This window comes from Alcanivorax sp., assembly GCF_002733835.1.
Taxonomy (GTDB): Bacteria; Pseudomonadota; Gammaproteobacteria; order Pseudomonadales; family Alcanivoracaceae; genus Alcanivorax.
The window spans coordinates 1-14108 of record NZ_NVWY01000019.1 but is presented as its reverse complement, the minus strand read 5'-3'; the positions used below and the strand labels follow the sequence as shown (position 1 = coordinate 14108).

The 14108-nt window shown below is 58.9% G+C and carries 13 protein-coding genes; 7 read left to right on the top strand and 6 right to left on the bottom strand.

Going from position 1 to position 14108, the window contains the following annotated elements:
- Positions 1-5 precede the first annotated feature (5 nt).
- Complete coding sequence (locus tag COA55_RS09920; RefSeq protein ID WP_290501930.1) at positions 6-1568, top strand: MFS transporter; 1563 nt, start codon at positions 6-8, stop codon at positions 1566-1568.
- A gap of 162 nt (positions 1569-1730) precedes the next feature.
- Here the strand turns inward: COA55_RS09920 and COA55_RS09915 are convergent, their stop codons facing one another.
- Positions 1731-2135, bottom strand: coding sequence for a hypothetical protein (locus COA55_RS09915; RefSeq protein ID WP_290501928.1), 405 nt, complete (start codon positions 2133-2135; stop codon positions 1731-1733).
- 149 nt (positions 2136-2284) lie between these two features.
- Here COA55_RS09915 and COA55_RS09910 point away from each other — a divergent pair, with 149 nt between their 5' ends.
- Entirely contained in the window at positions 2285-3133 is an 849-nt protein-coding gene (locus tag COA55_RS09910) for a metal-dependent hydrolase (protein ID WP_063520477.1), read from the top strand.
- A gap of 230 nt (positions 3134-3363) precedes the next feature.
- Here the strand turns inward: COA55_RS09910 and COA55_RS09905 are convergent, their stop codons facing one another.
- On the bottom strand, positions 3364-4074 hold the full coding sequence (locus COA55_RS09905) for a phosphoadenylyl-sulfate reductase (RefSeq protein WP_290501926.1): 711 nt from the start codon (positions 4072-4074) through the stop codon (positions 3364-3366).
- Positions 4075-4231: 157 nt separating this feature from the next.
- Complete coding sequence (locus tag COA55_RS09900) at positions 4232-4759, bottom strand: outer membrane beta-barrel protein (RefSeq protein ID WP_063520475.1); 528 nt, start codon at positions 4757-4759, stop codon at positions 4232-4234.
- Positions 4760-5054: 295 nt separating this feature from the next.
- On the opposite strand from COA55_RS09900, the gene COA55_RS09895 reads away from it, so the two are divergent.
- Positions 5055-5471 carry a DUF4168 domain-containing protein gene (locus tag COA55_RS09895; protein WP_063520474.1) on the top strand — a complete coding sequence of 139 codons (417 nt, stop codon included), beginning with the start codon at positions 5055-5057 and terminating at the stop codon, positions 5469-5471.
- Between the two features lie 80 nt (positions 5472-5551).
- On the opposite strand, the gene COA55_RS09890 is transcribed toward COA55_RS09895, so the two are convergent.
- From COA55_RS09890 to COA55_RS09880, 3 genes are all read right to left on the bottom strand, one after another.
- On the bottom strand, positions 5552-7498 hold the full coding sequence (locus COA55_RS09890; protein WP_290501973.1) for a ligand-gated channel protein: 1947 nt from the start codon (positions 7496-7498) through the stop codon (positions 5552-5554).
- Positions 7499-7710: 212 nt separating this feature from the next.
- Entirely contained in the window at positions 7711-9060 is a 1350-nt protein-coding gene (locus tag COA55_RS09885; RefSeq protein ID WP_290501923.1) for a sensor histidine kinase, read from the bottom strand.
- Positions 9060-9776 carry a response regulator transcription factor gene (locus COA55_RS09880; RefSeq protein WP_063520471.1) on the bottom strand — a complete coding sequence of 239 codons (717 nt, stop codon included), beginning with the start codon at positions 9774-9776 and terminating at the stop codon, positions 9060-9062. The genes COA55_RS09885 and COA55_RS09880 overlap by 1 nt, the downstream gene beginning before the upstream one ends.
- A 159-nt stretch (positions 9777-9935) precedes the next feature.
- On the opposite strand from COA55_RS09880, the gene COA55_RS09875 reads away from it, so the two are divergent.
- The 4 genes from COA55_RS09875 to COA55_RS09860 all read left to right on the top strand — a co-directional run bounded on the left by COA55_RS09875 (position 9936) and on the right by COA55_RS09860 (position 13806).
- Positions 9936-10541 (top strand): PepSY-associated TM helix domain-containing protein, encoded by a 606-nt coding sequence (locus COA55_RS09875; protein WP_290501921.1) that lies wholly within the window; start codon positions 9936-9938, stop codon positions 10539-10541.
- A gap of 33 nt (positions 10542-10574) precedes the next feature.
- Entirely contained in the window at positions 10575-11066 is a 492-nt protein-coding gene (locus COA55_RS09870; protein ID WP_063520469.1) for a DUF2271 domain-containing protein, read from the top strand.
- A gap of 25 nt (positions 11067-11091) precedes the next feature.
- Positions 11092-11904, top strand: coding sequence for a DUF4198 domain-containing protein (locus COA55_RS09865; RefSeq protein WP_290501918.1), 813 nt, complete (start codon positions 11092-11094; stop codon positions 11902-11904).
- 249 nt (positions 11905-12153) lie between these two features.
- Positions 12154-13806, top strand: coding sequence for a DEAD/DEAH box helicase (locus tag COA55_RS09860; protein ID WP_290501916.1), 1653 nt, complete (start codon positions 12154-12156; stop codon positions 13804-13806).
- Positions 13807-14108 lie beyond the last annotated feature (302 nt).

Below are 14108 nucleotides of genomic sequence, written 5' to 3'. Positions count from 1 at the left end.
AGATGATGTCTACCGTTTACCAACCCGCCACCCGCCGCGAGTGGCTGGGGCTTGCTGTTTTGATGCTGCCCACCGTACTGCTGGCTCTGGATATGACAGTGCTACATCTGGCCGCCCCGCATCTCAGCGCTGACCTGCAGCCCACCAGCGCGGAGCTGCTGTGGATACTGGATATCTACGGTTTCATGATCGCCGGCTTTCTGGTGACCATGGGCACGCTGGGCGACCGTATTGGCCGGCGGCGCTTGCTGCTGACCGGTGCCACCGCCTTTGGTATTGCCTCTGCCATGGCAGCCTTTGCGACCAGCGCAGAAATGCTGATTGCCACCCGCGCCCTGCTCGGCATTGCCGGGGCCACGTTGATGCCGTCCACCCTGTCGCTGCTGCGCAACATGTTCCAGGTCGAGCGTGAGCGCACCCTGGCCATTACCGTCTGGATGACCGGTTTTATTGTCGGCAGCGCCATCGGCCCCTTGGTCGGCGGGGCATTGCTGGAATTTTTCTGGTGGGGTTCGGTGTTCCTGCTCGGCGTGCCGGTGATGGTGCTCTTACTGATCTGCGGCCCCCTGTTGCTACCAGAGTTCCGGGATGAAGAAGCCGGCGCCCAGGACTGGACCAGCGCCCTGCTGTCTGTGGCCATGGTACTGGCCGTGATTTATGGCCTGAAAGATATGGCGCGCAACGGCATCGCGGTGATCCCGCTGCTGTCCATAGCGGCGGGATTGCTCGTCGGGGTGATTTTCGTCCGCCGCCAGCAGCGCTTGCCTAATCCCATGTTTGATATGACGCTGTTTGCCAACCGTACCTTCAGCACCTCCGTGGCCGCCATGATGCTAACCATCCTGGCGTTATCCGGTGCCTGGTTGATGGTCTTTCAGTACCTGCAAGGCGTGCTGGATTTGTCACCGCTGGAGTCCGGACTGGTGATGTTGCCACCTGCCGTGCTGCAAACCGCCGCCTCGTTACTGGTACCAAGGCTGGCGGGCCGGCTGCCCCACTGGAAACTGGTCAGCGCCGGGTTAGCGATGGCGGCGATCGGCCTGCTGCTAATGCTGCCGGTGCAAAACCCGTCACACATTCCCTTGCTGATTGCAGGCATGACCATCATGGGCATTGGGGTGATGCCGATGATGATTCTCGGCACGGACATGGTGGTCAGTGCTGCCCCGGCCCGTAAAGCCGGTGCCGCCTCCGCTACGTCGGAAACGGCTACCGAGCTGGGCATGGCACTGGGCATTGCCGTGATTGGCAGTATTGGTGCCGCGCTCTATCGCAGCCACATGTTGACGGCCATGCCCAAAGGGCTAACCGATACGATGGCACTGGCAGCAGGCGATACACTGGGTGGAGCCATTGGTGCCGCCGCCCAGCTGCCGGCAGAAGTCGCTCAGCCGCTGATGGCGGCAGCCAAAACCGGCTTCAATCTGGCGCTGCATGCCAATGCGGCCATTGGTGCAGCCATACTGACGGTAACGGCGATCGGCGTTGTGGTGATGCTCCACAAGACGCCAGACAACGACAATCACGACGAACAGACGGCATCCGGAAACGCCCCTTCCCAGGGGTAATGCTGTTCACTTAAGAGCAGCCGCACGGAGCCAACAGCGTCGTCATGCCAGCATAACTTTCCAGCAATCCCGAAAGTTGAGGGAGTTGAGGGATTTGAGGGAAGCGATGTTTACATCGCGAAGGCCTCAGGTCCAAGTGAACGGCATCCCCCGCCCAGGGGGTTATTTCACCCGATCGATGATAACGCGGGTTTCACCCCTACCCTGAGCCTGACCGAAGGCGGCCACCAGAGTGGGGCCTTCAGCCAGGCGTACCTGCTGGCGCACGTGATGTCGCGTTTGCGACTCTGGCCGATAGGCAATATCCAGCGCGAACCCATGCTCTCCACGGCGCTGGACATCAATGCGGTAGCCCTCTCCTGCCGCCTGCCAGCGGCGCCGCCCCTTTCCTTTTCCCACGCTGTCATAAAGGCGGATTGTCCAGTCAATCCCACCGTCTTCCCTGGTGGCCTCGCTCACGCGAAGTCCATTGTCAGGCACGCCCACCCGATCCAGCAGAAACACATGAAAGGCACTGGCGATTGCCACCATACACACCACAGCACTGAGCCAGAGCCGCCACCCCATTCGCATCACTGTCCTGCCTCCCCCATTGCGGCCCTACCGTTTATCCCTTGATTGTTTCAATTACGTATCTGACTGTCACAGTGTAATTGTAATTCAGTGGCAACAGGCGTTTAGTAGACGTCAGGACCATGGATAAAGGTGATATAACAATGAAAATGCACATCATGCCCGTCCGCCGCAATCTGAAATTTCATGTGCCGGACAACGCCGTTCTCGACTGGCACGACAAGGGCCCGGGCATCTCCCAGTTCTTCAACACCCTCTCGCTGTTTTTCCCGGAGGGCGAGCGCTTCTTCATCAATAGCGTGCGCAAATACCGCGACCAGATCGACGATCCTGAATTGCAGGAAGCCGTCCGTAATTTTATCGGCCAGGAAGCCATGCACGGCCGTGAACATGAGGATTACAACCAGAAAATGGTGAAGGCCGGTCTGCCTGTGGACAAGCAGGAAGCCATTGTCACCCGGCTACTGGATCTGATTTCTCACCGCTTGCCCGATGCCATGCAGCTCTCCGCCACTGTCGCCCTGGAACATCTCACCGCGATCCTGGCAGATGTGTTACTGCGCGAACCCGAGTTGATTGATGGTTCTGACCCGCAATACCAGAAACTGTGGCACTGGCATGCGCTGGAAGAAACCGAACACAAGGCGGTGGCCTTTGATGTCTTCATCACGGTTTTCGGCCGGGGCTTCAAGTCCTGGTTACTACGCGCCAGCGGGCTGGTGATGGCTACGGTAATTTTCTTCTCGCTGTTTTACCCGTTCTATGTGATCAATATGTATAAAACGGGCAAGTTGTTCAGCCTGAAAGACTGGTGGATGTCATTCAAATTCCAGTGGCTCAAACCCGGCGGGTTACGGCGGGTGATTATTCCCTGGCTGGATTGGTTCAAACCCGGTTTCCACCCCTGGGACCACGATAACAGGGAGTTTCTGGCAGAGATGGACGGACTGATCGGTGATGTGGATGGCTACAGCAAGGACAGCGCCGCGTAAAAGCACTTGCATAAGCTCTCCAGATACTCCCATAAAAAGCCCCGCTCATGGCGGGGCTTTTTTTATGGTTCTTCGCAGAGTTGTCGTTATTGCAGCATCTCTTTTTAGGGATTGTCAGGGCTATCATTCAGGCAATAACCGGGTAATGCATTTTGCGCAGAGAACATGGCGGCCAAGGTTTTCAGGTTTTGAATGCAAGCGTGCATCGTCGGGCATCCGGCGTCCAGCGGTTACATATGAATGCCGCACTCGGTTTTCTTGTTGCCTTTCCAGCGCCCTTCACGGCCTTCGCCCTTGAAGGTGCAGTGGCTGCAGCCGATGGAATCAAACCCTTGCGCCACCAGAGGGTGGAACGGTAGGTCGTGCTCCTTGATGTAAGCGTCACGCTCTTCCTTGGTGACATCAATCATCGGGTTGAACTTGATCATGCCCCGGCGCTCTTCAAACACTTCCAGGCCGGCACGGTGTTCGGTCTGCCACCCCATCAGGCTGGAAATCCACAGATCATAGTTTTCCTTGGCTTCTTCCAGCGGGTTGACCTTGTTCACCTGGCAGCACAGATCCGGGTCGGTTTCCCACATGCGGTTTTCCTGGGAGACCTGATGGTGATCCGGGTCCGGTGTCACATCGACTACCTGCAGACCGAATTTCTCGACCAGATAATCCCGGTACTTCAAGGTATCCGCAAAGTGGTAGCCGGTATCGATAAAATGCACCGGCTGCTCAGGACGGATGGTCGAAATAATGTGCAGAAAGTACGCAGAGGTGGCCGCAAAGGACGAGGTCACCATGATGCGATCCGGCGGAAAATCCTCGTAGACACGACGAATGCGCTCCGCAAAGCTCAGCGGGCGATAAACACGGTTCAGCTCCTCCAGCGCCTCCTTGGAGAGGCCGGCGGTATTGTCACCAAAACGTGTAATCAGCTGTGCACTACCCATGATCTACAGCACCTCAAACGGGAATGTCGAGGTGCCATGATAGGAATTCGCGGAAGAATATAAAGGAATATATGGTGATACTTTTATAACAAAACGGGATATGGGCGACATGGGCCGGCCCCAGGCCGCCACCGTCGCCCCACCCCGTGGCAAGCCATCAGAACGAGTAATTAAGACCCAACCCGATCAGCTCCTGCTTGCCGAAATCGTTGTCGACCAGGCGCAGATACTCGACATTCAGCGTGGAGTGCTGGCCCACGCCCAGATCGATGCCGCCCCCGTAAGAACTGCCATCGTCCCGTTGGGTGGTCCCATTGATATCATTTTCCACATAACCATACCCACCGATCAGGTACGGCTGCACCGGCCCTTCCAGAGGCGGGGTCAACCGCGCATAGGCGCCGTAGAAAAAGTCGTTTTCCACATCGATATTGCGATAGGAATCATCACTCAGGCCGGCCCCCAGACGCAGTTCCGCGCTGACCAGTTCGTGCAGTACCATGCCGCCACGCACCGTCAGCGCGCTGAGTTGCGCATCGCTGACCGCACCGCGATCAATTTTCATCAGGTTGACCTGGGCCCCAGCATACATTTCAGCCTGCACCGCCACGGCGCCTGCCAGCAATCCGACTGACACTGCACCACGCGCGATGTTGCGGGCAGACAAAGGGAATGAACTCAGCATCCTGCTCTCCTCGTTATGATTGTTATAGACCGCTAGTCTCAGATTCGTAGCGCTCCTGCCCCTTATTGAAACGATTAACCGCCTGAATTGAAAGCACTGTCTGAACTCAACAGCGCGCTGGATCCACACCGCATACGCGAACTGCTTCACTGTGAATCACGATTTAACATTTCAGGCCGAACTTACACGCTGACGGCGGTCGGAGTTTCCAGTGCCGCCGTAATTTGGCTTCGGCCATTTTCCGGTAACACCGTAATCCCCGGCAGTTTCGGGGCGATTGACAAGGAGATGAAGCATGAGCAAACGGATGATGGCGCTCGGCGCCCTGATGATTTCCGCCACCTTCACTGGCACGGTAGCCGCACAGCAACCCGGTGCACCCGCGTCACAAACCCCGCAGGCCCAGCAGCAGCAACAGATGCAGCAACAGCAAATGCAGCAGCTGCCCAAGGCATCTGAGTTCAGTGACAAACAGCTAGATGCGTTTGCCGATGCGCAGAAGGACATGTCCGGCATCCAGCAGAAATATGCCAAGGAACTGCAGGCCAAAAAAGACAAGCCTGAAGAAGCCATGAAAGTGCAGAAGGAAGCACAGGAAAAAATGGTGGAAGCCGTGAAGGACAGTGGCCTGGAATTGCGCACCTATAACCAGATTGCCCAACTGGCCCAATACGATGCGGACTTCCGCACGCGCATTCAGGAAAAAATGTAACCCTGAGCGCAACAAAACGCACAACGCCGGCATTTGCCGGCGTTGTTGTTTCTATAAGGTACTAATGCCTCAGGCGGACCTCAGAAGTTGGTTACCACACCCAGCCAGTAACGTCGGCCATCTTCCACATAGCCGTATTCTTCATAGAAGATTTCCTTGTCGGCCAGGTTATAAATGCCTGTGTTGAGTTTGGTCTGCGGTGTCAGCTGGAAACCAACCCCCGCATCCACCAGCGTATTCGACGGCGCAATAATAGCGCTGCTGGACGGCCCCGTGGTCGGCTGGCTTTCCTCGCCGCGATAGCGCACGGTCGCCCAGGGCGACACGGTATCTGTCGCTTGCCAGTCCACGTTCAGGCTGGCCAGATGTTCCGGCAGCTGAGTCAACGGCTCGCCTTTGTATTCCCCGGATTTCTGTTCGGAATCGGTATAGGTATAGCTCAGGTTGATGGACACCACCCGCGCCAACGTGGTGGACAGCGCCGCTTCCACCCCCTGGGTTTCCGCTTCATCCACATTCACCCGGTAGGTAGGATCGGAACCAAACTGGTTCGGACCGTCCGGGCAGATGCTGATGGGGCAGGTAATACGGGTAATCTTGTCCTTGAAGTCGTTATGGAACACGGTCACGTTAGCCATCAGCGCCCGGCCAGCGTTGAAGTACAGGCCCAACTCCTGGTTAATCGAGGTTTCCGGTTCCAGGTCCGGGTTACCATAGATGTTCCCGCCACGGCTTACCTGCCCCCAATCCGGGGTCAGTTCACGCAGCGACGGAGAGCGGAAACCGCTGGAAACACCCCCCTTCACAGTCCATCGCGGGCTGAATCCCCACACACCATACAGGCGCGGACTAACATGGGTGCCGAAATTCTCATCATCATCCATGCGGGCCCCCGCAGTGACCGAGAAAGTATCAGTCAGCATCCACTCATCTTCCGCAAACAGGGCGTACTTGGATGACTCAATGTTAGTGCGATCGGAGATCCGGTTGGAGGTTTTGTCGTCCAGCTTCTCTTCCGTGAAATCGGCGCCTACCGTCACCATATGATTACCCATGGGCATCACCAGCGCCGTCTTGGCATTGGTATTGGTGATGGTCATTTCGCGGCTTTCGTTTTCCGCCTTTTCACGCTGCACATAGGTATCGGAGGTACCGATAGCCCAGCGGCCAGTGTGGGTCAGCGCGAAAGATTCACGGTTATGGTCACTAAAGCTGTCGGTACAGCCACCGCGACAACCGGTGGACGCAGCGCTACGCCCCATCAGCCCCTGGCGGCTGTCCTGGGTACGGGTCGCCTCCACGGAGAAATCATGATTATCCGTGGGCGTCAGGCTTAATTTCGCAGTCAGGTTGCGCAGGTCTTTCTGTTCGTAGCCATCCACAAACAGGTCTTCCTGGCGATTATAAAAACCGCCATAGACTTGCAGGCCGAGCAGGTCTTCTTTCAAGGGGCCGCTCAGGCTGAAGTTGCCCTGCTGGCTATCGCCGGAGCGCGAATCATCCTGGATGATGGCGTCCAGCTGTACAGAACCGCCCCACTCTTTCTCAACCTTGCGGGTAATAATGTTGACCACCCCGCCCATGGCATCAGAGCCATACAGGGTGGACATGGGACCACGCACCACTTCGATACGCTCAATGCTCTGCAGCGGCGGCAGCCAGCTCTGCTCGAACCCGGCGCTGCCGTTGGGACGGCTTTCCCGGGTGGACACCGGCTTGCCGTCGACCATGATCAGGGTGTACGAGGACGGCATGCCGCGAATCACGATATCGTTACCGCGATCACCGGAACCACCACCGGTGACAATCACGCCCGGGACATCACGCAAGGCGTCCGTGGTGTCCTGGTAGAAGCGCTCTTCGATCTGCTCCCGGTTAATCACACTGATCGACGCCGGCGCATCTTCCACCTGCTGAACATAACCACCCGCCGTGACTGACACTTGCCCCAGCTCGTGCACCTCATCGTCTGCCCAACCGGCGCCACTGGCAGCCGCCAGTGCCAACGCCAAAGTCCCCAAACGCATTCCCATGGTCTTTACTCCTCAAAGGTAAGCAACAACATCAAACCGGAGTGCAAACCGCCCCCTTTCACCGCGCGGCCCGGCAGGCCAGCGGCGAAGAATCGATGCAGATCCCCCGGAAAACAGGCCATACAAGGCCCGGGAAGCAGTAATGAATCCACTTCACGAAACGGAATGATATTGATTCTTATTTGTAACGAAAGGAGATTTACAATTTATACAAGTGGCGGGGCGGGCAGGCGCAAATGCACACACAGGCCAGGGGTGCCGTTGTGTGCCCACAGTTCACCGCCCAGCCGCTCCACCGCACGCCGGGCAATGCTCAATCCCAGCCCGAAGCCGCTACGGTCAGCCCGAGCGGCGTCCAGACGGACAAAGGGGGCAAAGATTCGGTCGAGCTTGTCGTCCGGCACCCCCGGCCCCTGATCCACTACCTGCAGGTGCCAGGTTCCCTCTTCCCATTGCCCAAGCAATTGCACGGTCCCCTGCTCCGGGGAATGGCGAATGGCATTGCGGACCAGGTTCTCAAACACCTGGGCCAACACATTCAGGTTGCCGTACACCAACGCATCGTCCGGCAGCGCGCAGGGGAAACGACGCTTGTCCCAGCCGCTTTCAAACGCCGCATTTTCAACAATCATGTCCCACAGCGCCGTTAGCGACAGAGATTCCAGGCCGGAGGTGCCGGTGTCGGTGTCCTGCCACCCCAGCGCCAGGGTGTCATCGACCAGGGTGCGCATGTGGTGCAGCTCCTGCTCCACCCGCTGACGCAGTTCGGCCTCGCTCATGTCACTTTCCAGTGCCACCGACAAACGACTCAAGGGGGTGCGCAATTCATGGGACATGTCATTGAGCAGCTGGCGCTGGGTATCCAGCATCCCGGACACCTGTTCCGCCATATGATTGAAACTGCGGGCCAGCTCCCCGAACTCATCCCCGCGTGTTGCCAGCGGGCCGGGCACACGTGCCTGGGTATCATCCTTGAAGCCCAGCACTTGCGCCTGCAGGGCTTTCAAGGGCACACGAGCACGCCAGAACAACAGCCCACCCAGCAGGAACGCAGACAACGTGGGCATCCCCACCAGCAGCAGATTTTCGACCCATGGCCAGTAGGTGCCCGGGCGCAAACGGGGAGGCAACTGCATCAGCAAGCTGCCCTGTTCCGGCGCGACGGGAAACGGCACGCCCAGGTAGGGCATCTTTTTGCCGTAACGAAAACTCATGCGGCTATCCACGCCACGCTGAAAGCGCAACCCGGCCCGTTCCTGCTCGGTCAACGGAACACTGCTCAGCGACTGGTCTGTGGCACTGATAACAGCGATATCACCCGCTTCACGGCTCCTCATGTCCGCCAGCCACTGATCGACTCCTGCCTGGCCGCCGGTCAACCAGGCCTGCTCCGCCGCCGCCGCATAACCTTGCATAATGGCAATCGCCTGCTGGTTCAGCCGCTGGGCATCATCGCGCAGGACACCGGTAATGCGCGTGCCTGCCACCATGGTAGTCACCGCAACAACCACCAGAACCAGCGCCAGGCGCCAAAGAAGGGAATAGCGTTTCAACATCACAGAGCGTCGGTGATCAGGGTATAGCCCTGTCCCCAGACTGTTCGCACCGCGGACTCCGGAGCGCCGGCATCGCGCAGCTTGCGCCGCACATGACTGATGTGCAGATCCAGGCTACGGTCATGGCGACCGCAACCGCGGTGTAATACCGCCTGGTAGAGGAACGGCTTACTGAGCACCGTATCACGATGTTCCAGCAATACTTGCAGCAAACGGAATTCGGTATTGGTGAGGCCCAGATTCGTGTGCCGATAAAGCGCCACCAGGTCATGGTCACGCAGCACCAGCTTGCCCACGGATTCCAGCCCTTCGTCTTCCGGTCGGACACGTTCCAGCGCCACCCGGCGCAACACCGCATCCACCCGCACCGCCAATTCGGCCATGCTGAACGGCTTGGGGAGGTAATCATCCGCCCCGTTGATGAGGCCTTGAATGCGCGCCTGTTCATCGCCCAACGCAGACACCACAATCACCGGCACCGGGCTTTGCTGACGCAGGGCGTTAAGCAACTCGAGCCCATTGAGTCCCGGCAACAGGATATCCAGCAACACCAGGTCATAATCGCCGGAGGCCGCAGCCTCCAGGCCCGCAGGCCCATCCGAACACTGCGATACCAGGTAGTGACGCTCTGAAAAGTAGTCGTGCAGATGGCCGCTGAGTACCGAATCATCTTCGATAACCAGCAAGCGTGCGGGAATTTGAGCAATGGCATTCATTCACGAATGATAAGAATTATCATTTATCTAGGCCAGCTTTTTTTGAACAGAATTCAGGCAACCCGCCAGTCATTACATTCTTTACGAAGATAGCAGTATTTAAACATAACCATTCTCATTAACATCTCTCCCTCTGTTGTGAATGACCTGAGCTCCACCGTGAATAAAAAACGCAAAGCCTTCTGGCTGAAACAACTCCACCAGTGGCACTGGGTGACCTCTGCGATCTGCCTGATCAGCCTGGTGTTGTTCAGCCTGACCGGCATTACCCTCAACCACGCCAGCCAGATCAGCGCCGATCCGGTCATCCGCGAACATCAGGGTGAGCTACCCGCCGAGCTGTTATCCGAGCTTGCGGAGCAAAAGAGCGGCCAGCTGCCCACCGCCGTCCAGCAATGGCTGGCGCAGAAAATGGATTTGCAGCACACCCGCGGGGAACCGGAATGGGCCGCCGACGAAATCTACCTGCCCATGCCACGCCCCGGCGGGGATGCCTGGCTCGCCATTGATATGAATAACGGCACGGTACTCGCAGAAACCACGGACCGGGGCTGGATCGCCTTTTTCAATGACCTGCACAAAGGCCGTCACACCGGCACCGTGTGGATCTGGTTTATCGATATTTTTGCCGTGGCCAGCCTGCTTTTCGCGTTCACCGGCCTGGGCCTGATGATGCTTCACGCCAAACGGCGCCCGGCCACCTGGCCGGTCACCGTGGCCGGGCTGGTGCTGCCCTGGCTGTTGATCGTGTTTTTCATGCACTAAACACCGCCACGTAAGACAAGAAAGGACCTTCCCATGCGTTTGCGTTACCTCACTCTGCTCCCCCTGCTAACCAGCCAGGCCCTCGCGGATACCTTTTCGGTGGACGTGGAAGTCCCCCGCAAGCGCGTGGCCGAATACCACGCCCCCTATGTGGCCTTCTGGGTGGAAAACGCCGATCGCAGCACCCTGGAACCGCTGGGGCTGTGGTACGACGACCAGGAAAAATGGCTCAAGGATATCCGCCAGTGGTGGCGACGCACCGGTCGCAGCCAGTCCGCCCCCTATGACGGCCTCACCGGCGCCACCCGCTCACCGGGCACGCACACCGTGGATTTCAGCAAACTGGACGCCCTGCAATCGCTGCCTGCGGGTGAGTACACCCTGGTAGTGGAAGCCGCCCGGGAAGTGGGGGGCCGCGAAGTGGTGAAACTGCCCTTCCGGTGGCCAGCCGAAGAAACACCGCAGCAGCAACAGGTTAAAGGCACCGACGAACTGGGCACCGTGACCCTGACCGTCTCTCAATAACACCGACTACTCAAGGAGCACCACCATGATCCGAGTCCGTTTCCATCAAGCCGCGCTGGCCGCCCTGGTGCTGGCCACCACCCTGCCCGCCCAGGCCCACAAGCTGTGGCTACTGCCCAGCCACACCACGGTGTCCGAGCCTCAGTGGATTACCGTGGATGCCAGCATCTCCAATGAGATCTTCGGTTTCGAGCGGGCCTACCCCGTCGACGGTTTGCAAGTCACCGGCCCCGACGGCAAGCCCGCCACCGTGGACAACGCCACCAAAATGCACACCCGCAGCGTGTTTGACGTGCAGCTGGAACAGGAAGGCAGCTACCGGATCAGTGTGGCCCAGCCCGGCTATTTCGTATCCTATAAAGTGGATGGCGAACGCCAGCGCAGCCGGGGCAAAGACGCGGACAAGCTGCTGGCAGAGCTGCCCAAAGGCGCCACTGACGTCAAACTGCTGGAAGTGCTCAACCGCCTGGAAACCTATGCCACCCTGGGCGCGCCCAATAAAACCGGCCTGAAACCCACCGGCAAAGGCCTGGAGCTGGAACTGCTGACTCACCCCAATGACCTCTACGCTGGCGAAACCGCCCAGTGGAAACTGCTGCTGGACGGCGAACCGGCTGCCGGCATCAAGGTGGAACTGGTTCCCGGCGGCACCCGCTACCGTGACAGCCAGGAAGACTGGTCCGTCACCAGCGATGACAAGGGCATCGTCAACATTCAGTGGCCCGCCGCCGGCCGCTATTTCCTGGAAGCCGGCACCGGCGACAAGAACGTCAGCAACCCCAAAGCCGCTGAACGCTACCTGCAGTATCTGGGCACCGTTGAAGTCCTGCCCATGTAAGCCCGCTCAGACGTCGCCCGGCCCGGCAGGGCCGGGCGACACCTTCCCCGCCAGCCCTGTCATTCCGTACCATTAGCCCCTTCACCTCGCACGAATTCCCGCGCTGACGCCCCGTAAACCACCCGCCCTGCCCGCTTTCGTTCCTCCCGGGTAATTGGCGAAAAAACGTGCAATTCTCCCGTTACCTGCGTATACTCCGCGCCCTCGCCGACCCTCACTCGGCCCCTCCCCCTAATCCATAGGTACTACATGTCAGATTCCCGTTCCGGGTTCGCCTCTTTAGGCCTGCCCGAGGTTCTGCTCACTGCGATCGCCCGTCAGGGCTTCGAGCAGCCTTCGCCGATTCAGGCGCAAGCCATCCCGCTGTTGCTGGATGGACACGATCTTCTGGGCCAGGCACAAACCGGCACAGGTAAAACGGCTGCGTTTTCATTGCCCCTTTTGGCCCGTCTGGATCCGACCCTGCGTGAACCGCAGATGCTGATCCTGGCCCCTACCCGCGAGCTGGCTATCCAGGTCGCCACTGCGTGTGAAGAATTTGCCAAAGACATTAAAGGTCTGCAGGTTCTGCCCATTTACGGCGGCGGTGAATACCGCACCCAGCTGAAAGGCCTGCGCGGCGGCGCCCAGGTTATTGTCGGCACCCCCGGTCGCGTCATGGATCACATGGAACGCGGCTCCATGAAACTGAACAACCTGAAAGCCCTGGTGCTGGATGAAGCCGATGAAATGCTCCGCATGGGCTTCATCGACGATGTGAAATGGGTACTCGAACGTACTCCCGATGACTGCCAGCTGGCGCTATTCTCCGCCACCATGCCGCCGGTTATTCGCAAGGTTGCCGACCAGCACCTCAAGCAACCCAAACTGGTTCGCATCGACAATGGCGGCGCCACCACCGGAACCACCATTCGCCAGCGTTACTGGCCGGTGGCCGGGCTGAACAAGCTCGACGCCGTATGCCGGATTCTGGAAGCCGAAGAACACGATGCCGTGCTGGTTTTCGTGCGCACCAAGCAGGCCACCCTGGAACTGGCTGAGCAGCTGAACCGTCGCGGCCTGCGTGCCGAAGCCCTGAACGGCGATATTCCCCAACAGCAGCGGGAAAAAACCGTACAGCGCCTGAAAGACAAGCGTTTTGACCTGCTGATCGCCACCGACGTGGTCGCTCGCGGTCTGGACGTGCCGCGGATCACCCACGTGGTGAACTACGACATGCCCGGCGACCCGGAAGCCTACGTACACCGCATTGGCCGTACCGGCCGTGCCGGTCGCCAGGGTGACGCCATCCTGTTTGTGGCCCGTCGCGAACAACACGTGCTGCGTCAGATCGAGCGCATTACCCGTCAGAGCATCGAAAAGATGGCGCTGCCGTCCGTGGATGACCTGAATGCCAAGCGCATTGCCCGCTTCCAGGAACAGCTGGCCGGGTTCACCTCTGGAGCCAACGTTGATGAAGCCCGCGCGCTGGTCAACCAGCTGCGTGACGCCATGGGCATCAGCGACAACGACATGGCGGCCGCCCTGGCCACCATGATGTTCAAGCGTGAGCCGCTGATTCTGAAAGAACCGAAAATGGTGAAAGAGCCGCGCCGTCGCGAATCCGCCCATGCGGGCAGCCGCCGGGAAGGCAACCCTCGACACCGCAACGACAAGGGCCGCAGCGACAAGACCATGCGCCGCTACCGGATCAAGGTCGGCCACGACCACGGTGTGAAGCCGGGCAACATCGTTGGTGCTATTGCCAACGAAGCCAAACTGCCCAGCCGCCTGATCGGCCCGATCAAGATCCACCAGGACCACAGCACCGTGGAACTGCCGGAAGATCTGTCGCCGAAGCAGCTGCACGTGATCCGCACCGCGCGGGTCTGCCAGCAGGCCCTGGATCTGGAAATGGTGTAAGAAGAGACGCAGCACGCTTCACGCAACACGCTGCAACACGAAGGTCGTTAATTCGTGATTGAGAGGCCCAGCTGAGCGTTGAGTTCTCTACAAAAAAACCGCGCCCGAAGGGGTGCGGTTTTTTTGTGGCTTCCAGCTTCTAGCTTCTAGCTTTGATCGTCCTCCGGACGATGTCCTCGCTTCGCTCGGTTCGCACCCTAAACGGTGCTTGTATGTTTGAATGCTCTTCCTGCAACCATGCAGGACTTGCCGGGGTGGAGGGACCAAAGGAGCATCTGACCCAAGGGTACAGACGGTAGGAG

Excerpts from the sequence above, each read along its gene's own strand:
- COA55_RS09885 (WP_290501923.1), bottom strand. The coding sequence starts at position 9,060 with ATGTTGAAACGCTATTCCCTTCTTTGGCGCCTGGCGCTGGTTCTGGTG.
- COA55_RS09895 (WP_063520474.1), top strand. The coding sequence starts at position 5,055 with ATGAGCAAACGGATGATGGCGCTCGGCGCCCTGATGATTTCCGCCACC.
- COA55_RS09900 (WP_063520475.1), bottom strand. The coding sequence starts at position 4,759 with ATGCTGAGTTCATTCCCTTTGTCTGCCCGCAACATCGCGCGTGGTGCA.
- COA55_RS09915 (WP_290501928.1), bottom strand. The coding sequence starts at position 2,135 with ATGGGGTGGCGGCTCTGGCTCAGTGCTGTGGTGTGTATGGTGGCAATC.
- COA55_RS09920 (WP_290501930.1), top strand. The coding sequence starts at position 6 with ATGTCTACCGTTTACCAACCCGCCACCCGCCGCGAGTGGCTGGGGCTT.
- COA55_RS09890 (WP_290501973.1), bottom strand. The coding sequence starts at position 7,498 with ATGCGTTTGGGGACTTTGGCGTTGGCACTGGCGGCTGCCAGTGGCGCC.
- COA55_RS09860 (WP_290501916.1), top strand. The coding sequence starts at position 12,154 with ATGTCAGATTCCCGTTCCGGGTTCGCCTCTTTAGGCCTGCCCGAGGTT.
- COA55_RS09870 (WP_063520469.1), top strand. The coding sequence starts at position 10,575 with ATGCGTTTGCGTTACCTCACTCTGCTCCCCCTGCTAACCAGCCAGGCC.
- COA55_RS09880 (WP_063520471.1), bottom strand. The coding sequence starts at position 9,776 with ATGAATGCCATTGCTCAAATTCCCGCACGCTTGCTGGTTATCGAAGAT.
- COA55_RS09905 (WP_290501926.1), bottom strand. The coding sequence starts at position 4,074 with ATGGGTAGTGCACAGCTGATTACACGTTTTGGTGACAATACCGCCGGC.
- COA55_RS09910 (WP_063520477.1), top strand. The coding sequence starts at position 2,285 with ATGAAAATGCACATCATGCCCGTCCGCCGCAATCTGAAATTTCATGTG.
- COA55_RS09865 (WP_290501918.1), top strand. The coding sequence starts at position 11,092 with ATGATCCGAGTCCGTTTCCATCAAGCCGCGCTGGCCGCCCTGGTGCTG.